The sequence below is a fragment of the Paraburkholderia lebeckiae genome (genome assembly GCF_050436325.1).
Taxonomy (GTDB): domain Bacteria; phylum Pseudomonadota; class Gammaproteobacteria; order Burkholderiales; family Burkholderiaceae; genus Paraburkholderia; species Paraburkholderia tuberum.
In genome coordinates this window covers 1,724,383-1,746,148 of sequence record NZ_JBNDLZ010000002.1, presented here as the reverse complement: position 1 = coordinate 1,746,148, position 21,766 = coordinate 1,724,383, and the positions used below count along the sequence as shown (strand labels likewise).

Sequence of the window (21,766 nt, the reverse complement as noted above, 5' to 3'; positions counted from 1 at the left end):
GGCGTCCAGACGCCGTCTCGCCGCCGTGGGCCAATACGGAAGGGCCGAACCGACCATTCATTGATGCGCTGCCTGCGTCGAAGGCGAGGCGAGCGTACGAGGAGGAGACTCGATCGTGAAAATGACCTTCCGCTGGTATGGCGACGCAGACCCTGTGCCGCTCGCTTATATCCGCCAGATCCCCGGCATGGTCGGGGTCGTCTCGGCGATCTATGACGTGCCTGTGGGCGAGGTGTGGCCGATCGACAGGATCCTGTCGCTGAAGCAGAAGATAGAGGCTCACGGGCTGACACTCGAAGTGATCGAAAGCGTGCCGGTGCACGAGGACATCAAGCTGGGCCGACCGACGCGCGACGGGCTCATCGCCAACTATGGCGAGACATTGCGTAACCTCGGCGCCTGCGGCGTAAAGGTGGTCTGCTACAACTTCATGCCGGTTTTCGACTGGACCCGCACCTCGCTGGAAATGCACCTGCCCGATGGCTCGACGACGCTCGCGTTCGACACGCAAGCGATCCGCGAGCTCGACGTCAGCCAGGGTATCCAGCTGCCCGGCTGGGACGCGAGCTATCGGCCCGAACAGTTGAAAGTCCTGCTGCGCGACTACGAAGCGCTAGACGAAGCCGATCTCTGGGCCAATCTCGACTACTTCCTGCGCGCGATCATTCCGGTGGCCAAAGAAGCCGGCCTCAAGATGGCGATCCACCCCGACGATCCGCCGCGGCCGATTTTCGGCCTGCCGCGCATCGTGAAGAATCGCGCTGACCTGCAGCGCGTGCTGGCGATCGTCGACGATTCCGCCAACGGCCTGACACTGTGTTCCGGTTCGCTAGGCGCGGACCAGCAGAACGATATTCCGGCACTGGTGCGCGAGTTCGGCGCGCGTGGCCGGATTCATTTCGCGCACCTGCGTAACGTGCGAACCAATGCCGCAGGCGACTTTCATGAGACCTCGCATCGTTCGGCCGACGGCTCGCTCGACATGGCGGAAATCGTCAAGGCCTATTTCGAAACCGGCTTTGAAGGCTATGCAAGGCCGGACCATGGGCGAATGATCTGGGGCGAAACGGGCCGCGCCGGCTATGGGCTGTTCGATCGCGCGCTGGGTGCGGTCTACCTGAACGGCATCTGGGAAGGCCTCGCCAAACATCCGGCCTATCATGCAGCTGAGTAATGCCGTCGTGGCTTCGCTCGCGCCGCGCGCCGCTGGCGAAGTCGTCGTTCCCGCCTACGATCGCACGAGCCTTGCTCCGGGCATCGTCCATCTGGGCCTCGGGGCGTTTCATCGCGCGCACCAGGCCGTGTACACCGAGCACACATTGCGCGCTGGCGATCACCGCTGGGGCATCGTCGGCGTTTCGTTGCGGCGTGCGGACACGTCGGAGGCGCTGACTGCGCAGGACCATCTGTATACCGTGAATGTGCGAAACGGCGATGCGGATTCGTTCCAGGTGGTCGGTGCGCTGATCACTTCGCTGGTCGCGCCGCAGTCGCCCGGCGCCGTGCTCGATGCGATGAGCGATCCGCGCTGCCATATCGTCAGCCTGACGATCACCGAGAAAGGCTATTGCCGCAATCCGGCCAGCGGCGCGTTGCAGTTCGATCATCCCGAGATTGTTCATGATCTGCGCGAGGCCGCCGCGCCGCGTAGCGCGATCGGCTTCGTCGTGCGCGCGCTGGCGCTGCGCCGCGCGGCCGGTTTGGGCCCGTTTACCGTGCTGTCGTGCGACAACCTGCCGTCCAACGGCGGCACGATGCGCGCGTTGACGCTGGCGTTCGCGCGCGAAGCGGATCCTGTGCTGGCCGACTGGATCGAGCGGGAGGGCGCGTTTCCCAACACGATGGTAGATCGGATCGTGCCGCTCACCACCGACGCCGATCGCCTGCGCGTGGCGAAGCAACTTGGTGCCGACGATGCGTGGCCGGTGATGACCGAGCCGTTTTCGCAATGGGTGATCGAGGACCGCTTCGCGGGGCCGCGGCCGGCGTGGGAGCGCGCAGGCGCGACGCTCGTGGGTGACGCGCGTCCCTATGAGCAGGCCAAATTGCGGATGTTGAACGGCGCGCATTCGGCGCTCGCGTACCTCGGGTCGCTGATCGGCTACGACACCGTCGATCAGGCGATCGCGGCGCCGGCCGTGTCGAATTTTGTCGAAAGCATGTTGCGCGACGAGGTCGAGCCGACGTTATCGCGACCTGCTTTGGCCACCTATCGCGCTGAACTGTTCACGCGCTTTCGCAACGCCGCGCTCGATCACCGGTTGCAACAGATCGCGACCGACGGCTCGCAGAAACTGCCGCAGCGCTGGCTGGAAAGCGTGCGTGCCAATCTGACAAGTGGCAAGCCGACCGAATGTCTCGCCTTTGCGTTGGCCGGCTGGATCGCGTACCTGAGCGGTCAGGACGAGACAGGGCGCACCTACGCCATCGCGGATCCGCTCGCCGGCACGCTGACCGAGGCGGTCCGCTCGACCTTGCACGCGGATGCAGTTGATGCGGTACAAACACTGCTCGAAATCGAGTCGATTTTCGGATGCGATCTGCGCGCACAGCCGCGTTTCATCGCGCAAGTCGCACGCCATCTGGCTGCGATTCGCGCACAAGGCGTCGTCAAAGCCATGGACGCCTGTACCGCTTCAGGCCATGCACGCAGCCGCAGCGACCGCCGGCGTTCTGGCGAGTAGCAGCCCTAAATAACGGGAGGAACACATGAGCGAGCTGCTCGTCAAACCGTCAAAGCACGCCGAAGACGGCCAGATCATCCATATCACGCCGACGAGCGCCGGCTGGAAATACGTCGGCTTCGATGTTTTCGACCTGAACGCCGGCGCCAGGCTTACGCGGGAGACGGGCGATCGCGAAGCCGTGGTCGTGCTTGTCAAGGGGCACGCAACAGCCGGTTGCGAGGGGCTCATGAGCCGCGTGATCGGAGCACGGATGTCGCCGTTCGAAGGCGCGCCGTGGTCCATGTACGTGCCGCCGCACACGCGCTACACGATCGTGGCCGCGGACGACGTCGAACTCGGCATCTGCTCCGCTCCCGCGAAGGGCGGTCTGCCGCCGCGCTTCATTGCACCTGACGAGGTCAGGCAGGAAACCCGCGGTACCGGCGCCAATCTGCGTCACGTGCGCCACATCCTGCCGGAAACCGAGCCGGCGGAAAGCTTGCTGGTGGTGGAATCGGTGACGCCCGCAGGCAACTGGTCGAGTTACCCGCCGCATCGACACGATACCGACGATGGCGAGCAGCAGACCTATCTCGAGGAAACCTATTACCACCGGGTCTCGCCGCCGCAGGGCTTCGCGATTCAGCGCGTCTATACCGACGACCGCAGTCTTGACGAAACGCTCGCGGCTTACGACAGGCATGTCGTGCTGGTGCCGCGCGGCTATCACCCGGTTGCCGCCGCGCACGGCTACGACCTGTACTACCTGAACGTGATGGCCGGTCCGCGCCGCACCTGGCACGTGCATAACGAGCCGGCTCATGAATGGCTACTACAACCCGGCGCAAGCGTTGCCGCGGACGGCGCGCGCTGATCGAGTTGCTGTGAGTCAATCGCTGTCGGCGTCGGGGCCTTGGGTGTCGAATCCGGCGGCCTCGCGCAGCGCTTGCAGCATCGCCCGCGCGCCCGGCGAGAGCCTGTCGCCGCGCCGTGTGACGATGCCCGCCGGTCCGAGCTTCAGATCGAGTTCGAACGGTAGCGGTTCGAGCGCACCGGCAATGCAATAAGGCCGCACCGGCTCGCGCGCAAGCGGCGCGATCATATCGCTCATCTGCAGCAGACTCGTGATGACAGGCAGCGACGAGCTCTCGACCACATCCGTCGGCAACGCGAGCTTCCGTTCGAGAAACAGTTGCGTGAACTGATTGCGCATGACGTTGCCTTTTGGCGGCAAGATCCACGTTTGCGGCGCCAGTTCGTCCCAGCTCAGAGCCTTGCGCTTGACGAGCGGATGGCCAACGCGTGCAAACAGCGCGTGCTGTGCTTCTGCGAGCGGCGCATAGTGCAGCTCCGCAAGGTCGTCCGGATTGCGGATTCGCGCGACGATCATATCCAGCTTGCCTTCCTGCAGACGCTGCACCAGCACCTCGCTGAACTCCATCTCGATGTTGACGCGAATCTGCGGGAAGCGCTTCTTGAGCAGCGCCACCGCTTGTGGCACGAGGTTGGTGGCCGCCGTGACTTCGGTGCCGATCATCGCCTGCCCGGTCAGGCCGGCTTTGAGCGCTGACACTTCGTCGTACGCGTGCCGCAACTCCGCCAGCACGCTGCGTGCATGGCGGATCAGCACCTCGCCGTACCAGGTGGGCTCGACACCGCGCGGATGCCGTTCGAACAGCTCCACACCCATCGTCTCTTCCAGTTCACGCAGCAACTTGGTCGCCCCGGGCTGCGTCATGTGCGCGGCGTTCGCCGCCCGCAATACCGAGCGATGGGTATCGAGCTGAACGATCAGGGCCAATTGACGTGTCTTCAGACGCGTGGGGTCGAAGCGGCTCGTCGCGATGGCCCCTGCGCCGGTGTCCGGATGAATGGCTGCGGTCACGATATTATCTCCAGGTATTCCTTCTCGATATAGATTCTGAGTTATTTTTCATTATAAAAGCATATCGATCGATTCTACTATGGAGAGGACGGCCTGCATTCCAAGGCGGGGCGAATTCCCTTCAGGGGCATCGAGGCGGGCTGCATCCTGCAGCCACACAGGAGACGAAGAAGTAATGAACACTCGTACCACAGACATCCCGCCGGAAGGCATCACCACCGACGAGTTCCTCGGCCGCGTCGCCAAGGTCCGCAGCGCACTCGACAAGGCGGGGCTGGTCGGCCTGCTTGCCTTTGGCGATTGCTGGCGTGGCGCGAACATCGGCTACTTTACCGAATTCCGTCCGCTCGACGGCGTATCGGACATCGCCAACGCGATCCTGCTGCTGCCCGTGGACGGCGACCCCGTGCTGTTTGTGTCGGATCAATGCTTCGACTACGCGACGAGCGTGACCGCCTTCGAAGTGCGCAGCCTGCGTGAAGTCACGCAACAGGTGCAGGCATTTTCGGCGCGGCATCGCAGCGGCACGGTCGGCCTCGCCGGCGCCGCCTATATCCCTGCGGATCTGTTGAAGCGCCTGAACGCCGGTCTCAACGAATTGAAGCTCGAACCGACGATGGTGCTAGCCGAAATCAAGGCGATCAAGAGCGACGCCGAAGTCGCACTGATGCGCAAAGCCGCCGCCTTGACCGATTCGGCGATGGCCGCGATTCGCGATGCGCTCGTCGACCGCCGTCCCTACACCGAGCGTGAACTCGCTCTAATTGCTGACCGCGCGATGCTCGCGGGAGGAGCAGACCGGACCGCGTTCGATTCGATGGTGCAATCCGGTCCGCGCTCGGCGTATAACCTGGCGCGCCCCACCGACCGCATCCTGCAACCGGGCGACCTGATCATGACCGACATCGGTGCGCGTTATCGTGGTTACGTGGCCGATGGCGGACGCGGTTTCACCTACGGTCCGGCGAATCCCGAGAAGATGGCGATCGTCGCGGCAGCGGCGCGCGCGGTCGAAGCGGGGCTTGCCGCCGCGCGTCCCGGTATGGCGGCCATGGAACTGAATGCGGTGATCCAGCAGGCGCTGGTGAAATCGAACTACGAGCAATACTCGAGCGAAGCGCGCGGCCATGGCACCGGTCACGGCACCGGCATGGACCCGGAAGAAGAAGCGCCGTGGATCGGGCCGGGCAACAGGACCGTGCTGCAGGAAAACATGGTCTTTACCCTGAAGGCGACCATCACGGTGCCGAACGTCGGCGGTTTGCGCACGGAACGTATCGTGCGGTTGACCTCGGGCGGCGTCGAAACGCTCGACCAGTTCCCGATGGAACTGCACTGGTGAGCACAGCGAATTTATCGTAACGTGCCGGCGGACCCGCGCCGCCGACACGCGGCAGCTTGAAAACATAGATTCCCAGAGAAGGGAGGAGACATGAACACATCGCCCGTTTCATCCGGCAACGCGCCGGTTATCAGCCGTTCGGCCGTCAACCGCGTGCTGGTCGCTTCGGTGGTCGGGACCGCCATCGAGTGGTACGACTTTTTTCTCTATGCCACCGCTTCGGCGCTGGTGTTCGCCAAGCTGTTCTTCCCCTCGTTCGATCCGGTGGTCGGCACCATTGCGGCGTTCGGGAGTTTTGCGGTCGGCTATCTCGCACGGCCCTTCGGCGCGGTGTTTTTCGGGCACTTTGGCGACCGCATCGGACGCAAGGCGACGCTCGTCGCGACACTGACGATCATGGGCGTCGGCACCTTCGTGATCGGGCTGCTGCCGACTTACGGCTCGATCGGCGTCTGGGCGCCGATCCTGCTGGTGGCGATGCGCTTTCTGCAAGGACTTGGCGTCGGCGGCGAATGGGGCGGCGCGGTGCTGATGGTGGTAGAAACGGCGCCGGCCAGCAAGCGTGGCTTCTTCGGCGCGTTCCCGCAATTGGGCGTGCCGCTCGGGCTAATGCTCTCGACCGCGGTGTTCAAAGCCGTGTCGAGTCTGCCGTCGGACGCGTTCTATACCTGGGGATGGCGCCTGCCGTTCCTGCTGAGCGTCGCACTGATCGCGATCGGCCTGTTTATCCGGTTGCGCGTCATGGAATCGCCGGTCTTCGAACAGATCAAGGCGAGCAAGCGGGTCGTCAAGGCGCCGCTGATCGAATTGCTGCGCCGGCATCCGAAAGACCTCGTGCTGACGATCGGCACGCGCTTCGCGGTCGATATCACCTTCAACGTGATCAACGTGTTCGTGCTGGTCTATGGCACGACGCGGCTCGGCCTGCCGCGCGGACTCCTGCTGAACGCCATCATTCTCGGCTGCGCCTTCGCGCTAATCACGCTGCCATTGTTCGGCAAACTGTCGGATCTGATCGGACGCCGGACCGTCTTCATGTTCGGGGCGGTGTTCGTGGCGATCTACGGATTCGCGTTCTTTCCGTTGCTCGAGACACGCAATCCGACCTTGATTCTGGTGGCGTACGTCTGCGGTATCGCGTTAAGCCAGGCGTCCGTGTACGGCGTGCAATCGACGTGGTTTGCGGAACTGTTCGGTACGCGGGTGCGCTATACGGGTGCATCGCTGCCGTATCAGATCGCCGGCATCATCACGTCAGGGCCGACGCCATTGATCGCCACTTATCTGTTCGCCACGTATGGCCAGACGCTGCCCATTTCGATCTATATCGCGGCGACGGGGTTGCTGAGCCTGGTGTGCGCGTTTTTCCTCGCCGAGACCTTCAAGCGGGATCTGTCCGCGGAGCCGGAAGATGAAGCGACCACCGCGCTGGGTGCGCATGCGTGCGCGCACTCGCCGCGTCCTTTGTCGCGCTGAGCGCTGGTGTTCTCCATCGCATTGCTCTGTCGTTACGATGGCTACACGTTCGCACCGCGCGTACGTGCGTTCAAGACGGGATGCGCTGACGGATACGAACTGTACGACGATGGCTCGGATGACCGCAATGAGACCGGGCGGATCAGCTGCAACCCGCGCTGATAAAGGGTTGGCGGGCTAACCGTATCAAACGGTTTTGTCGCGTTAAGACGGGAGAGGTAGTATTCGAGCCTGACAAATATGCTTTGGCTGGCCGATGAAGAAGACCCAAACACCGCGAAAGACGCTTGCTGCGGGCATCACCCGAGTGCTAAAGCGCCTTCACTATCCGCTCGATGTGTTGTTGCTATGCGTGCGGTGGTACGTCGCCTACTCACTAAGTTTGCGTAATCTCGAAGAAATGATGGCCGAGCGCGGTATTGAGGTTGATCATTCCACGGTGCATCGTTGGGTGATCAAGTTGGTGCCGCTGTTCGAGAAGACGCTCCGCAAGCACAAGCAGCCGGTAGGCAAGAGCTGGCGGATGGGCGAAAGTGTGATGGTCTAATTTCCTCGGACAGGTCGATAGGAGGACAATCCTGAATCGACGAGGAAAAACAATAGATGACAAGAAGGCGCCGACAATTTGACGCCAGCTTCAAGCTGGAAGTGGTACGGATGATACGAGACCAGGGTTTATCGGTCGGTGAAGTCAGCCGGTCGATGGACCTTGTTGAGACAGCCGTACGGCGGTGGGTGGCGCAGTACGATGCGGAACGTGCCGGCGGCCCCGGTGAGGGCAAACCGCTGACGGCGGAACAGCAGCGCATCCGGCAACTTGAAGCTGAGAACCGGCAATTGCGAGAGGACAACGCGCTGCTAAAAAACATCCAAAGGGCCATGCCCTCCCCAAGGAGCAGAAACTCCGGGCAAGTCCTACACTGGCCACGCTGAAGGGAGCGGCCGTCCGCTTACTGGTGACTCATCCCGTTAAAAAACATGGTCCAGGGACCGATGCGGACCCGGCATTGGTGACACCGTGAGGTGATCCCGTTCAGGAAAGTGATAGATACCGCAGTCCCGCCCTTTGGCACTTCCATGACCAGGAGGGCCAGACATGGCACAGCCCAAACCGAGGCGAACCGTCGCTCGCCGCACCGATATGTCCGTTGTCAATCCGCACGCCGCAGGCATCGATGTCGGCGCACAGTTTCACGTGGTCGCGGTTGGACCCGAATGCGCCGAGGACCCAGTGCGTTCGTTCCGCAGCTTCACCGCCGATCTTCACGAACTTGCCAGGTGGCTCAGGCAGGTCAAGGTCACGACTGTCGTGATGGAGTCGACCGGGATTTACTGGCTTCCCGTGTTCGAAATCCTCGAGTCTTATGGTTTCGAGGTGTTGCTGGTCAACGCCCGGGAGGCAAAGAGCGTACCGGGCCGCAAGAGCGATGTGAACGATGCCCAGTGGCTGCAGAAGCTGCACCGGTACGGACTGCTGCGCGCCAGCTTCCGCCCCCGACAGGACGTGGCCACGCTACGATCCTATCTGCGGCAGCGGGAGCGCCTGCTGGAATATGCGGCGTCCCATATCCAGCATATGCAGAAGGCAATGATGCAGATGAATGTACAGTTGCATCACGTCGTTCAGGACGTCACAGGCGTCACCGGCATGAAGATCATCCGGGCGATCGTCGCGGGTGAGCGCGATACCGATGTCCTTGCACAGCATCGCGACATGCGCTGCAAAGCCTCCATCGAGACAATCCGTGAAGCGCTGGGCGGTCATTACCAGCCCGAGCACGTGTTCGAGCTCACCCAGGCCGTGGCCCTGTACGACTTCTACCAGACCCAGGTGACGCAATGCGATCAGCGGATCGAAATCGCGCTCAAGCAGTTGCAGGCTGGCATCGAACCCGTCGCCGCGCCACTGCCGGCAGCGCGACATCGAGGCAAGCAGTCAAACGACTTCTCATTCGACGTGCGTGCTGCGCTGTACGGGATGCTCGGTGTCGACCTGACGCAGATTCACGGCCTGGGACCCTACGTGGCGCTCAAGCTCATTGCCGAATGCGGCAACGACATGTCCCGCTGGCCGAGCGTGAAGCACTTCACGTCATGGCTGTGCCTCGCACCTGGCAACAAGATCTCGGGCGGCAAGATCCTGTCTTCGAAAACGCGCCGCTCCTCCAGCAAGGCCGCTGCCGCGTTGCGGCTCGCCGCCGTCACGGTCGGCAGGACCGACACCGCTCTGGGCGGCTTCTACCGACGGCTGTCAGCCCGCATCGGCAAGGCGAAGGCCGTCACTGCCACCGCACGCAAGATCGCGGCGCTCTTCTACAACACACTGCGCTACGGCATGGAATATGTCGATCCAGGCGCAGCCTATTACGAGGAACGTTACCGGCAGCGGGTCCTGAACAACCTGACGCGCCGGGCCGAGTCCCTGGGCTATGTCCTTCAGGCCAAAGCGACCTGACTCAGGGGAGTTTCTCAGGAAACATCCAAAGGGCCATGCCCTCCCCAAGGAGCAGAAACTCCGGGCAAGTCCTACACTGGCCACGCTGAAGGGAGCGGCCGTCCGCTTACTGGTGACTCATCCCGTTAAAAAACATGGTCCAGGGACCGATGCGGACCCGGCATTGGTGACACCGTGAGGTGATCCCGTTCAGGAAAGTGATAGATACCGCAGTCCCGCCCTTTGGCACTTCCATGACCAGGAGGGCCAGACATGGCACAGCCCAAACCGAGGCGAACCGTCGCTCGCCGCACCGATATGTCCGTTGTCAATCCGCACGCCGCAGGCATCGATGTCGGCGCACAGTTTCACGTGGTCGCGGTTGGACCCGAATGCGCCGAGGACCCAGTGCGTTCGTTCCGCAGCTTCACCGCCGATCTTCACGAACTTGCCAGGTGGCTCAGGCAGGTCAAGGTCACGACTGTCGTGATGGAGTCGACCGGGATTTACTGGCTTCCCGTGTTCGAAATCCTCGAGTCTTATGGTTTCGAGGTGTTGCTGGTCAACGCCCGGGAGGCAAAGAGCGTACCGGGCCGCAAGAGCGATGTGAACGATGCCCAGTGGCTGCAGAAGCTGCACCGGTACGGACTGCTGCGCGCCAGCTTCCGCCCCCGACAGGACGTGGCCACGCTACGATCCTATCTGCGGCAGCGGGAGCGCCTGCTGGAATATGGGGCGTCCCATATCCAGCATATGCAGAAGGCAATGATGCAGATGAATGTACAGTTGCATCACGTCGTTCAGGACATCACAGGCGTCACCGGCATGAAGATCATCCGGGCGATCGTCGCGGGTGAGCGCGATACCGATGTCCTTGCACAGCATCGCGACATGCGCTGCAAAGCCTCCATCGAGACAATCCGTGAAGCGCTGGGCGGTCATTACCAGCCCGAGCACGTGTTCGAGCTCACCCAGGCCGTGGCCCTGTACGACTTCTACCAGACCCAGGTGACGCAATGCGATCAGCGGATCGAAATCGCGCTCAAGCAGTTGCAGGCTGGCATCGAACCCGTCGCCGCGCCACTGCCGGCAGCGCGACATCGAGGCAAGCAGTCAAACGACTTCTCATTCGACGTGCGTGCTGCGCTGTACGGGATGCTCGGTGTCGACCTGACGCAGATTCACGGCCTGGGACCCTACGTGGCGCTCAAGCTCATTGCCGAATGCGGCAACGACATGTCCCGCTGGCCGAGCGTGAAGCACTTCACGTCATGGCTGTGCCTCGCACCTGGCAACAAGATCTCGGGCGGCAAGATCCTGTCTTCGAAAACGCGCCGCTCCTCCAGCAAGGCCGCTGCCGCGTTGCGGCTCGCCGCCGTCACGGTCGGCAGGACCGACACCGCTCTGGGCGGCTTCTACCGACGGCTGTCAGCCCGCATCGGCAAGGCGAAGGCCGTCACTGCCACCGCACGCAAGATCGCGGCGCTCTTCTACAACACACTGCGCTACGGCATGGAATATGTCGATCCAGGCGCAGCCTATTATGAGGAACGTTACCGGCAGCGGGTCCTGAACAACCTGACGCGCCGGGCCGAGTCCCTGGGCTATGTCCTTCAGGCCAAAGCGACCTGACTCAGGGGAGTTTCTCAGGAAAGCGTCGGCCTTCTTTGCCCGGGAACTGAAGTGACTTACCGCGTGGTAAGTCACTTGCAACAGGAGGCCGTATCGGTCAGTCACGCCTGCCGGGTTTTGCAGGTGAGCCGCTCTGGCTACTATGCACACCGGCGCGCAAAGCCGAGTGCAAAGAGTCAGCAGGAGCGGACCCACGTCAAGGCAGCATTCGCCGCCAGCGGCGCGAGCTATGGCAGCCGGCGTGTGATGCATGCGCTGCGGCAGCAAGGGCTGCATATTGGTCGCTATCGGGTGCGTGCATTGATGCGCGAAGCGGGCCTGCGCACGAGCTGGAAGCGCAAGTTCGTCTCGACGACCGACAGCAGGCATACGCTACCTGTTGCGGAGAACGTGCTCGACCGGCAGTTTGACGTGGCCGAGCCGAATCGAGCGTGGGTTTCAGACATCACGTATATCCGCACGGCGCAGGGCTGGCTCTATCTGGCGGTCGTGCTCGACCTGTACTCACGCAAGGTCGTCGGCTGGGCCATGTCGCCCACCATGCCGGCCGGACTGGTCATGTCGGCACTGACAATGGCGTTGCAGCAACGCCGGCCAGCGCCGGGCCTGGTCCTGCATTCGGACAGGGGCAGTCAATATGCGAGTGACCAGTACCAAGCCTTGCTGAAGCAGCATCACGTCGTTTGTAGCATGAGCCGAAAGGGAAATTGTTGGGACAACTCGGTGATGGAACGGTTCTTCCTGAACCTGAAGATGGAGCGCGTGTGGCAGCGTCTTTACGCCAACCACGACGAGGCACGGCGAGACATCAGTCAGTACATCGTCGGTTTCTACAATACCGTACGCCTGCATTCGACTTTGGGCTATCTGTCGCCCGCTGCCTACGAGGCGAAACCGACAGTGAAAGAACCTATCGGCCTGTCCGAAATAACTTGACCACTACAGTACCAACTCGGTGGACTTGATCAGCATTGCCTTAGGTCCAGTTGGTTTTTCTGCCTCCGATGGTAAGTTGCTCTGAACCTTTGACGCACCCATCATCGCAGAAGCTTCCCGCTCGATACCGCATACACCGCGCGTGTCGCCGCGGTTCTCACTATTTCTCTGACAGCGCAGGCGGTGTATGCAGCTGGCGCCCTCCCAATTAAATTTTATCTATTACACAAACAACGCCGCCGTTACCCTGAACTGCGAATATCTCGTTGAGCAATTCTCTTACGAGACCGGCCTGACCACTGCGCAGATGGCGATGCCGGCGAGCTTCGGTCCAACCTATGACTTCAGCCCGAACGGACCGTGGATCATGTTCCCCGGCGACACCCCGCCCCTGCTTGCGTTGGCAACAGTTCGGGCCGTGAGTGCGGATGTGTGGACGCCACGCACGGGAGCACTCAAGCAATGACGCTATGGAGGATAGCGCGCTGGCGCGCGTCTCGAAACAGGGTCGAGGTTATTTCAAGCCGCATGCCCTTTGACGACGTGCGCTCCGCGGAGGTCTCGAGAAAGTATCGGACATTACGCCTGATCGCTTCCATATCGATTCCATAGATGTTGTAGCAGCATCTTCTGCCAGGCGGAAGTGACGCGCGCGATTTACAGGTTCCACATGGTCTCATGTATGGAGTGGGCGCTGTCTCTCGCAGTGAAAAACCTCTCCCTTTAATATTTTCATTTGATGGGGCATTGTCTGGCTTGATGAACGTATAAACACGATCTGGAAGCGATTCCGGGTGGAAGAGGAAACCGAAGCAAAAACGTGCCGAAGTGAATATATCCTGAAGATCGAAGCCTCTGAACGGGCGTGTCACGATCGTGCCGCCATATTCGAAGTACAGTTCTTCCCTGAAATGTATTGCGAACGCGCCTGAAGCGGCCACGATCTGATTACGCTCCAAAAACAGAAAGATGGCGCCAAGGTCGACGGCATTGGCAACTTCACGCGCGCTGCGCCGAAGGATATTAGGATCGCTTTCCCGTTCGTAGAACGCAACAATGCCTGGAATGTCGCTGTGTTCTGCGCGTCGCAATGTGATGTCCATGATATGCGCTTTGCTGCGCCCTCCGCAATGTAATAACGGATCAGCCTTGGAACAGGGCACACGTCTTCAGTTGACTAAAGGCGACGTCTCGCGAGCGGGTTCGAAATATAGCGAACCGCGAAATCGGAAAGCGGTGAGCAAGGCAACAGGCAAAGACTGGACAGCGCGAGCGTGCCTATCTTCTTCTTATAGCTCCAGAACGGATTGGCGACTATCGAGCGCAAATAACCATGCGACTGCCGGCTAACCCATCCCCAGCGCTTCGCGAACGAAGCCTGATAAACAGCAGAGCAAAAATACGCTTTCTCGAGTGAGAAGTCGTGAAACGATGGCGGAAGCTCTATGCCGAGCCGCGAGCGCGCCATCTGCCGAAGGATCGACCAACGCTTGGTCAACGCCCTGGGCGCCTTGTCGGTGCTGTCCGAATTGGCGAAATCAATTCCTGTGTTTTTGGTCCGATGCACGCGGTATGCGCCTAACGATTTCGGGATCGTCGCGATTGCTCCCAACAATGCGACCCCGTAGATCGCGTAGAAGTCTGCGCCGTAGCGATTACTGCTTGCTTCCGGCACGGGAAAGATTTTCTTTAATGCGCTGGTCCGGTAGGCGTTGCCTGACGCTGGCGGCGACGGATAGAGCCAACCCCGGCGCAGCAGGCTACCGCAGTCGACTGGCGCGGCGGAGTGAGGTACGTATGTACCCGTGGGCTTCCCGGCTGAATCCACAACGTCGAGACGGAACTGAACCTTGACGGAGTCGCCGGCCTCGAATGCTTGCATGACCTCGGACACCGCACCCTTGTACAGTAGATCGTCGGAATCGAGCAGGATCACGAATTCCGTGTCGATCATATTGACTGCATCGTTATATGCGGAGACCTGGCCGCCGTTCTCCCTATAGAGCGCCTGGATGCGGCCGGCATAACATTCTGCGATTTCGCGTGAGCCGTCCGTCGATCCGTCGTCGATCACCAGAACACGCGTTTCCGGGTAGTCCTGAGAAAGAGATGAGTCAATTGCGTCGGCCAGAAAGCGACCGTGGTTGTAATTGCAGATCACGATTGTGATTTTTTGCATGGCGCTTCACCACTGTCGTTACCGCTAATGGAGAGTTGCGAAAAACATCGGCAGGAAACTACCGTGCCCCGGGCGAAGTTGCTCGCAAGGAAGGCCTTATCGACAGGTAAGCGTCTGGTATCAGGCTGCCCCACTCGTAGTCGATCCTGTCCGGCATGAATGGCAGAACGCCCGCACCCGGCGTGAAAGTAAGTTCACCAAAATAAACCTGGTTATTGGGCGAATACAGGTCCACGCGGACATAGTCGAAGTCCGCCGAGAGCTTGATCCCAGCGTCCACGATCGCGTCGAGATTGTCCGGGCGAGGCGGCGGGTTTTCACTGGGTTTGTACTCGCCAATGACTACGTCCAGATGGTTCCAGTTGACGTCGTACAGATCGCCGCGCGTATCAGCGCCGAATCGGTCCGAGATGACGAGAATGTAGATGACCAGCCGGCCTGATTTGGCACCAAAGCACTGCAGCTTATAGTCGGGGGGAACGTTGTCGCTCTCATCGAGCAGCAGTTGCTCGAAGAAGATACGCGGCTTGATGGGGCGATAGTGCTTTTCCCGACCCATCTTGTAGAAGTCGAGGGACAACCAATGGTTCGCGAGATCCCGCAATTCCTCGAATGAGGTTGCCGATTTGTTTCTGACCACCTTGACATAAGTGCTGCCGTGATTCGCCTTCATCACGAACGAGTCCGGCAACGCATCGAATACCTCTTTCGTGAAGGTCTCGGGGGCGGCAAGCAACGGTATAAGATGGCTCTCGCCAAGCTTTCTCGCAACATAGTCCCTGACCGTAAGCTTGTCGGTCAACTCGGTGAGCCACGGATCCGGCCGCAGGCTTTTCTGCAGAATTTTCTCGTTGAATGTTGTCGGACGAAGCAGGTTCGGATAACGGCCAATGTACTTGTGATGCAACAGGCTCAAGAACAATGGCGCAGGCAGCATCGACTTGGCCGCGTCTTTCAGCTTGCGCAGAGTTGGGTTGGTCGTCGTCATGGTTCCCATCCCGTCAGATAGTCTTGCCGTATGTGAGGCCAGGCCAGCCTCCAGGTACGTCACTGCGGAGGTTAGCGCACAGAGTCCGTCGTGATTGACGGCGTCGCTAAAGGAAGGTACTTTGGCCCATTTTCGCGAAAACGACCGCTTTTGCAGGGCACTTTCGGGATGAAAAGGGTCTGAGCCTTCTCAACGGCCAGAGATGGAAACTGCATTAGGGAAAACACCACACTTGCCCATAGGCTGCTGGCTGAGCCCTACGTCGCTCTTCATAAGAAACTGCATATATCCTTTACATGCGGCGAGCATGCAAGGCGGCCGATCGTCTGCGGCCCGGGGACGCAGTGCGGCCCATGACCGGTCATTCGCCATCGCTGGCTAGGTCGTTGACATTCGTAGTTGGGCGTGGAATACCCCAACTTTGGAAAATCCATCAACTCGCCGAAGAAGTTAGGGCGACAGGCGGACCTGGGCCTAGGTGGGCATTTGGTCCTGAACTTTGTGAACACATGCGGCGGCGCTGGTAAAGAGCGTGACGCCGATCGTTGGGTCGATTGGCGTACAGCTCTCAACTGGGCTGGCGCGAACGGGCTCCTCAGCCCTTCCGAGAGCCGCCTAGTCGAGAAGGCGCGGTTGCACGCCGGGCTCAGCGAATCCGACGTCCTGAAAGAATTGACCGAACTGCGGGAGGCTGTACACGCGGTGTTCTCTGCGATCGCAACCGGCGCGTCGTGTTCGGAGCCCGATCGTATGCTGCTGGAAAATCACATTCGCGAGGCGCTGAACCACGCGAACCTGTGCGTTGCCGGAAGAGAGCCAGCCCACTGGACGGTGCTGCCGGAGAAGGCCGGTAGCGCGCTCATAAAGGATCGGCTCGCAGTAGCTGCGAGCGAACTGTTTATGCAGCCGATGCTATCAAATGTCCGAGAATGCGGCGCATGCTCGTGGTTGTTCCTCGATCTCTCGCGAAGCAAATCTCGCCGATGGTGCTCAATGGCCACGTGCGGGAACCGCGTCAAAGCGCAACGCCACTATCGTGCAGTCAGAGCGACAGGTTGAACGGTTCCATCGAACTATTGCATCGACCGGTTGAATCTGCCGGCTGGAGCGGACGTTCGGCGCCGTGCCTGCGCGAGCAGTGGCAACGCCTATACTCAAAGTCATGCCACCCTGCGATCGGCTCCGGAGCACCGACGCTGCACGATGACGGCCGGCCCAAGCGCACGGGGGTGGCAACATAGGCGCCAGGGTGGTAAACCGCAATCGCGCCAGCCTCGTTTTAGAGTTTCGGACACGCTTTCACAAAGGAGTGTCACCATGATGCAAGCCAGCGAAATCCAGAAGCGTTTCACGCATCTACAGCAATCCATCGAACAGGCTTCGCAAACCTGTCATGCCGACTCCACACTCCCCAAGGACCTCATCGAGTGCGTTGATGAGCTAGATCAACAATCCGCGTCGGCAAAGAAAGTGATGGCTTCGAACGATCAGGATCGCATGCGCCAATGGGTGGACGATCTTGAGCGGATCGGCGACAGCGCAGAAAAAGCGTGCGAACGCGCTGCGAATGTCAATGCCAGGATCAAGAAAGCAGTCAGTTCGGTTCACGCCGAACTGAGCGATCTAAAGAAACAGCTACATTAATCTCATTCACGTCATGTGAGCGGTCGCCGCGTGCGTGAGCGACCTGCGGCGGGGACATTCACGCTGATCGGCCCCGCCGCCAATATTTCACGCAGTTCTTCCCCGCGTCGAACACGATGCCGATCGCGACGTTTGGCTGGTGCGAGCGGAATGCCTTACTTGCGTGTAGGCTTTCGAAGCCTGATGCCCTCCGGTGGCGCCACAAGGAATGAACGTCCGGTGCTCCAATGGCCGTGCCGCAGTCTCAGCTTCCACACTATCGCCGTCGAAGGGCGCTGAACGACCCGCATTAGCCGGTCATGGCGACCCGCATTAGCCGGTCATGGGGTTGCGATACTGCGATACCATCGGCCGCTTCCTGGGGCTTCGGACATCCGCCGCGCTTCACGAAAAAGGTATCGTCGGCAACGCGCGAACACCGTTCTAGCGATGCGGGGCTATGCCAGCCAACGGTCGCGGAGTTTGCGCAAAATCCGTGCCGCGTCGAGCGTGCATCGTCCCGAGGCAATACGTGTCACAAATAATCAATGCGGTGGAATAATGCCGCGCCGTGGGCGTTTGTAGATTAGGCGTCGCGTGCAAGACCGCGAAGCCGCGAAACGGAATCGTCGGCCGCGCACAGCGGTTGCGTCCCCGTTTTGCAGGGGTTTGTCTGTCCTTTTTGTAAACGTTCACCGGCGTCGCGGCACTTGCCGCGAGCGATCCGCGACTCGCCGGCTCAATGCGTGGCCGCGCGACAACTCAGTCGCGTTGGCCGTGCAGGAGAGTTCTACATGAAAGTACCAAGACTGCTATCGGCCGTATTCGTGATCATCGCGCTAGGAGTCGCATCGTTGTCGTTGGCCGCGTGCCAGTCCACGGGCGACACGAGCTCGTCGGGCAGCAGCAGCGGCACCAGCAGCAGCAGCGGCTATTGATGCGCGCTCGCGCGGCCGTCAGCGCCGCGTGAACTTCGAAGCGGAAGTGATATCGCGGCTCCCGCAGCCGCGGCGCTATGCGCGTGCGCTGACGGGCGACTCAGTCTGGGCTGACCATCTGGTTCACGATACGGCCGAGCGGGCGCTCGCGCGTTGGAAAGGCTTTTGGCCCGACTGCAATCTGCGTGCGTGGCTGCTGACGATCCCTGCGACACATTGTCTGACAGGCTCGTGAGGAAAATGCCGACATCTTCTTCTGGGACGAATCTGGCTTTCGGGCCGCTTCTTGAGTAGAGCAGCCGGTTGAATGACCATCTAAGCGCAAGGGCGAACGACCGCAGGTGGCCGACCAGCGCCCGACGAACGAGCGCGACGATCGTCTCGGGCGTGCGAGCAATGCAAAAGGCATGAGCCGACCCACAGCGGACTGACGGCATTACCTAAAGCAGCCAGTCAAAGAGCTAGCGTCAAGACTGGTGTATAGGCAACTTGATGAGCAGGGACTTCAGGCGGCGAGTTTCTGCTGAACCGGTTGGTCGTCTTTCACCGGTTCGCCATCCCTGAAGGCAATGCCTTCCAGCAACAGCTTGATCTTTTCGGGCCCGTTGACGCGGCGCCAGGTTTTCTCGGCTTCCTCGATCAGCTTGAATGCCAGACCAAGGAAGGTTGGTCGCGACACACAGTTGCGCGTGCGCGTCGTACGGTGTCGCACCGTCGCGAACGTCGACTCAATCGCATTCGTGGTCCGCAAATGCTGCCAGTGCTCGGCCGGGAAGTCGTAAAACGCCAGCAGGCTTTCCCGGTCCTTCTTCAACGTTTCCGTTGCCTTCGGATATTTCGCCGCGTAGACCGTCACGAAACGATCAAACGCGGCATACGCGTCGGCGCGCGTGGCGGCCATCCAGATCGCCTGCAGATCTGCTTTAGCCCTGCCTTGCTGCGACTTCGGCAGCACGTTCAGGACGTTGCCCATCTTGTGGAACCAGCAGCGCTGGCCGCGCGTTGCAGGAAACACTTCCTCCAGTGCGGCCCAGAAGCCCATCGCGCCATCGCCGACGGTAAGCAGCGGCCCAGCCTGCAGGCCTCTCGATTTCAGGTCGAGCAGCAACTCCTGCCATGACGCCTTCGACTCGCGATACCCGTCACCGATCGCCACACGCTCCTTGCGTCCATCCGGCCTCACGCCGATGATCACCAGCAGACATTGACCGTCCGAGTTCTCGCTGCGCAGGCCCGTGTGAATGCCGTCGACCCACCAATATACGTAGCGCGATTTCGACAGATCGCGTCGGCTCCAACTCGCATGCTCGTCGGCCCACTGCGCCTTCAGACGGCTCACCACATTGGCCGACAGGCCTTTGGCGTCGTCACCGAGCAACACGCTCAGCGCTTCGCTCATGTCGCCCGTGGAGATGCCTTTCAGATAAAGGCATGGCAGCGCGGCACTCACGCGCGGCGACTTCCTCACATACGGCGGCACAATCGACGAATTGAACTTCACGCCTGATCCTGAGCGATCGCGAACCTTCGGCCAAGGGAACAATTCCAAAAGGCGAGTACGCGTACGTTGGGAGGAGTGAGGGTTATTTCGGGGAAGAAATCAACGGACACATCATAGATAACCAAATCTTCCCGTCCTTTGGGTACGTTTTCGTACACGGTATCGGCGATATCAAGACAGACGGGTATCTGCTTTCGCCTGTCGCTTTGAATAAGTTAGGGTACAAAAGCGCGTCGGAAGTGTTTCGATCACTCACGAAGCAAGATGCTTACAATTTCTCAGGTATGTACAAGGTCGGGGCGGACCTTCCCGCAGGAAACTACGTCATAGAAAGCGCGGGGGCAGCCTACGTCTTCGTCAATACCGGCCCCGCGGGAAATGGTGAAATCGTCTGGAATGACAACTTCCATGGTACAAAGTCTGCCAATCTGACCAACGGCCAGTACCTCGAGCTTAACAATGCTTCGATTTCGCCGGTTCGCGCTACTGGGAGCAACGGAGCGCAAGCACCCGCCCAAGCGGCTCAGACTGCCGTTGAGTCAGCGCCGCCCGGTATTGAGACGGCTCCCCCACAGCAAGCATCGCAGCAATTCGCAAGGTCCCAAGCGATCGCCGATGTTATGCAGATCGGCGACTTCGATATCAATCTCCGGAGTTGCCCAGGGACGACCTGTTCAGCATTGGTCGTAATCCCGAAGCATGGGCAGGTCAGCGTCGATGCGACATCGATTCGCAACGTTACTGAAGCGTCAGGTGCACAGACGCCGTGGGCACGGATCACTTATTCTGGCCCGTATTGCGAACCGGCGACGCTGGATCAGCAGCGAGGGTGCGTCACCTTGCATGAGCCAGGCGACCCCGTCGTAGGCTGGGTGAACTTCCAGCGATTGTCGGCTGCTCCGACTAGCCAGTAGCCAGCAACGTGTTCGCCCACTGAGCGTTGGACTGGGAAGATGATGCGCATATCCGTGGAGTCAGGAAATAGGGCAACGCCGAAGGGCGACGTAAATCTGGCGAAAGGTGTCGAACGATGCGATGGCCGCCGAACTTCCGGGTTCGGCCAATTTCTGCCGCTCGCCCCGACACAAGTGCGGTCACTCGAACGGCTGGTTCGCCTCCGCAACCTGCCGGATGCTCAAGGCTAACATCTCTTGAGGTTTGTTCGATGCCTGCCCACGTCTGCGGGCGTGGAAACGCGGGATAGCGCGTGCGGGCAGGCGTTGAATAAACCTGAAGATGACTCGACGTCTGGCAGCACATCGACAGAGGCCGGATTTACCCTGATGCAGGATTGATCAAATGGTCAAGCGGGCGGTTTGCGGTATCGGATTTGATGAAGTGCTGTTTGCGTCACCAGCGGCGGTTTGCGACATTTCATTTAAAGGCTGCGCGTGCGCCGTTATCAATTGGTGAAGCGCGGCCGCAGCATTCGCAGGCTGACCCAGTTTGCATTTATCGTCGGCACGTCCGCCGGGCGCGGTGCGGCACCGCTCGCCTAGAGTATCGGCACGTCCTATGCCTAGGTCACCGCAGGACCCAGCAGAACGCGGTGATCGACATGTCGGAATCAGCAAACGAAATAGGCCAGCATGGAAATGCCTCCTTGGTCATAGGGGGGCATCTTGTCACGCACCGCGTCGGCTACACGCATCACGGCATCTACGTCGGCGATGGCAAGGTGTTGCATTACGCCGGATGGTCCTGTTCGCTGCGTCGCGCCCCGGTGCAGGAGACTTCCTTGAGTGAGTTTGCCGACGGCCACGAGATCCGCGTCGAGCGGACGCCCGGCAGAAGGTACTCGCGTGAGGAAGTGGTCCGGCGTGCGTACTCGCGTCTCGGCGAAGACTGCTACCGGGTGACCACGAACAACTGCGAGCATTTCTGCGCGTGGTGTCTGTGCGGCGAAAGCCGAAGCGATCAGATCGATGCCCTGGTCGCCTTGCCGCAGCGCTGCCTGCACGCGCTGGTCAACATGCTCACGCAATTCGTGCGCGCAAAACCAATTCATGTCTCCACAGATAGGCTCGCGTGCTGACGAAGCCATCCGCTGTGCGTTTACACCAAATGAACAAGCACGCGCATGCGTGGCGATTTCGCTGGCGCAGTTGCGAGCGCTAGCAGGCATAAGACGCTTCACCAAATGGACAGTCCATTCCGGATCGTTTT

The 21,766-nt window shown here is 60.5% G+C and carries 16 protein-coding genes and 5 pseudogenes; 16 read left to right on the top strand and 5 right to left on the bottom strand.

Annotated features, from left to right (window positions below; translation table 11 throughout):
* Positions 1 to 121: 121 nt before the first annotated feature.
* The 3 genes from uxuA to iolB are packed head-to-tail and all read left to right on the top strand — an operon-like array spanning position 122 to position 3,540.
* Positions 122 to 1,174 carry a mannonate dehydratase gene (gene uxuA / locus OKW44_RS11265; RefSeq protein ID WP_018424305.1) on the top strand — a complete coding sequence of 351 codons (1,053 nt, stop codon included), beginning with the start codon at positions 122 to 124 and terminating at the stop codon, positions 1,172 to 1,174.
* Positions 1,161 to 2,684: a mannitol dehydrogenase family protein gene (locus OKW44_RS11260; protein WP_018424306.1), complete on the top strand. Its 1,524-nt coding sequence runs from the start codon at positions 1,161 to 1,163 to the stop codon at positions 2,682 to 2,684. The genes uxuA and OKW44_RS11260 overlap by 14 nt, the downstream gene beginning before the upstream one ends.
* A 25-nt stretch (positions 2,685 to 2,709) precedes the next feature.
* Positions 2,710 to 3,540 carry a 5-deoxy-glucuronate isomerase gene (gene iolB, locus OKW44_RS11255; protein WP_018424307.1) on the top strand — a complete coding sequence of 277 codons (831 nt, stop codon included), beginning with the start codon at positions 2,710 to 2,712 and terminating at the stop codon, positions 3,538 to 3,540.
* A gap of 15 nt (positions 3,541 to 3,555) precedes the next feature.
* On the opposite strand, the gene OKW44_RS11250 is transcribed toward iolB, so the two are convergent.
* Positions 3,556 to 4,551, bottom strand: a complete 996-nt coding sequence (locus tag OKW44_RS11250) for a LysR substrate-binding domain-containing protein (RefSeq protein WP_018424308.1) — start codon at positions 4,549 to 4,551, stop codon at positions 3,556 to 3,558.
* A 175-nt stretch (positions 4,552 to 4,726) separates the two neighbouring features.
* Here OKW44_RS11250 and OKW44_RS11245 point away from each other — a divergent pair, with 175 nt between their 5' ends.
* The 8 genes and pseudogenes from OKW44_RS11245 to OKW44_RS11210 all read left to right on the top strand — a co-directional run bounded on the left by OKW44_RS11245 (position 4,727) and on the right by OKW44_RS11210 (position 12,837).
* The gene (locus OKW44_RS11245) at positions 4,727 to 5,893 is read left to right on the top strand and encodes a M24 family metallopeptidase (RefSeq protein WP_018424309.1); all 1,167 of its coding nucleotides are present in this window, start codon (positions 4,727 to 4,729) and stop codon (positions 5,891 to 5,893) included.
* 90 nt (positions 5,894 to 5,983) lie between these two features.
* On the top strand, positions 5,984 to 7,369 hold the full coding sequence (locus OKW44_RS11240) for an MFS transporter (protein ID WP_018424310.1): 1,386 nt from the start codon (positions 5,984 to 5,986) through the stop codon (positions 7,367 to 7,369).
* 256 nt (positions 7,370 to 7,625) lie between these two features.
* Positions 7,626 to 7,904, top strand: a pseudogene (locus tag OKW44_RS11235) (IS6 family transposase); the annotation flags it as partial.
* 68 nt (positions 7,905 to 7,972) lie between these two features.
* Positions 7,973 to 8,233, top strand: a pseudogene (locus tag OKW44_RS11230) (transposase); the annotation flags it as partial.
* A 232-nt stretch (positions 8,234 to 8,465) separates the two neighbouring features.
* Positions 8,466 to 9,824 carry an IS110 family RNA-guided transposase gene (locus OKW44_RS11225; protein WP_280783790.1) on the top strand — a complete coding sequence of 453 codons (1,359 nt, stop codon included), beginning with the start codon at positions 8,466 to 8,468 and terminating at the stop codon, positions 9,822 to 9,824.
* A gap of 252 nt (positions 9,825 to 10,076) precedes the next feature.
* The gene (locus OKW44_RS11220; RefSeq protein ID WP_429410159.1) at positions 10,077 to 11,435 is read left to right on the top strand and encodes an IS110 family RNA-guided transposase; all 1,359 of its coding nucleotides are present in this window, start codon (positions 10,077 to 10,079) and stop codon (positions 11,433 to 11,435) included.
* A 15-nt stretch (positions 11,436 to 11,450) separates the two neighbouring features.
* Positions 11,451 to 12,371: pseudogene (locus OKW44_RS11215) on the top strand (IS3 family transposase); the annotation flags it as partial.
* 187 nt (positions 12,372 to 12,558) lie between these two features.
* On the top strand, positions 12,559 to 12,837 hold the full coding sequence (locus OKW44_RS11210; RefSeq protein ID WP_018424314.1) for a hypothetical protein: 279 nt from the start codon (positions 12,559 to 12,561) through the stop codon (positions 12,835 to 12,837).
* Here OKW44_RS11210 and OKW44_RS11205 read toward each other — a convergent pair.
* The 3 genes from OKW44_RS11205 to OKW44_RS11195 form a co-directional block, all read right to left on the bottom strand.
* The gene (locus tag OKW44_RS11205) at positions 12,827 to 13,474 is read right to left on the bottom strand and encodes a hypothetical protein (protein WP_162634093.1); all 648 of its coding nucleotides are present in this window, start codon (positions 13,472 to 13,474) and stop codon (positions 12,827 to 12,829) included. The two genes, OKW44_RS11210 and OKW44_RS11205, sit on opposite strands and share 11 nt — an antisense overlap.
* 74 nt (positions 13,475 to 13,548) lie before the next feature.
* Complete coding sequence (locus OKW44_RS11200; RefSeq protein ID WP_018424316.1) at positions 13,549 to 14,550, bottom strand: glycosyltransferase family 2 protein; 1,002 nt, start codon at positions 14,548 to 14,550, stop codon at positions 13,549 to 13,551.
* Between the two features lie 58 nt (positions 14,551 to 14,608).
* Positions 14,609 to 15,547 carry an ATP-grasp fold amidoligase family protein gene (locus tag OKW44_RS11195; RefSeq protein WP_018424317.1) on the bottom strand — a complete coding sequence of 313 codons (939 nt, stop codon included), beginning with the start codon at positions 15,545 to 15,547 and terminating at the stop codon, positions 14,609 to 14,611.
* Positions 15,548 to 15,943: 396 nt separating this feature from the next.
* Here OKW44_RS11195 and OKW44_RS11190 point away from each other — a divergent pair, with 396 nt between their 5' ends.
* The 4 genes and pseudogenes from OKW44_RS11190 to OKW44_RS11175 form a co-directional block, all read left to right on the top strand.
* The gene (locus OKW44_RS11190) at positions 15,944 to 16,597 is read left to right on the top strand and encodes a CGNR zinc finger domain-containing protein (RefSeq protein ID WP_018424318.1); all 654 of its coding nucleotides are present in this window, start codon (positions 15,944 to 15,946) and stop codon (positions 16,595 to 16,597) included.
* 258 nt (positions 16,598 to 16,855) lie between these two features.
* Positions 16,856 to 17,182 carry a hypothetical protein gene (locus OKW44_RS11185; RefSeq protein ID WP_018424319.1) on the top strand — a complete coding sequence of 109 codons (327 nt, stop codon included), beginning with the start codon at positions 16,856 to 16,858 and terminating at the stop codon, positions 17,180 to 17,182.
* Positions 17,183 to 17,955: 773 nt separating this feature from the next.
* Entirely contained in the window at positions 17,956 to 18,099 is a 144-nt protein-coding gene (locus OKW44_RS11180; protein ID WP_204357177.1) for a hypothetical protein, read from the top strand.
* A gap of 28 nt (positions 18,100 to 18,127) precedes the next feature.
* Positions 18,128 to 18,304 (top strand): annotated as a pseudogene (locus OKW44_RS11175) (sigma factor); the annotation flags it as partial.
* 300 nt (positions 18,305 to 18,604) lie between these two features.
* On the opposite strand, the pseudogene OKW44_RS11170 reads toward OKW44_RS11175, so the two are convergent.
* A pseudogene (locus OKW44_RS11170) lies at positions 18,605 to 19,672 on the bottom strand (IS256 family transposase); the annotation flags it as partial.
* A gap of 1,486 nt (positions 19,673 to 21,158) precedes the next feature.
* On the opposite strand from OKW44_RS11170, the gene OKW44_RS11165 reads away from it, so the two are divergent.
* Positions 21,159 to 21,635 carry a lecithin retinol acyltransferase family protein gene (locus OKW44_RS11165; protein WP_035471793.1) on the top strand — a complete coding sequence of 159 codons (477 nt, stop codon included), beginning with the start codon at positions 21,159 to 21,161 and terminating at the stop codon, positions 21,633 to 21,635.
* The last annotated feature ends 131 nt before the right edge of the window (positions 21,636 to 21,766 follow it).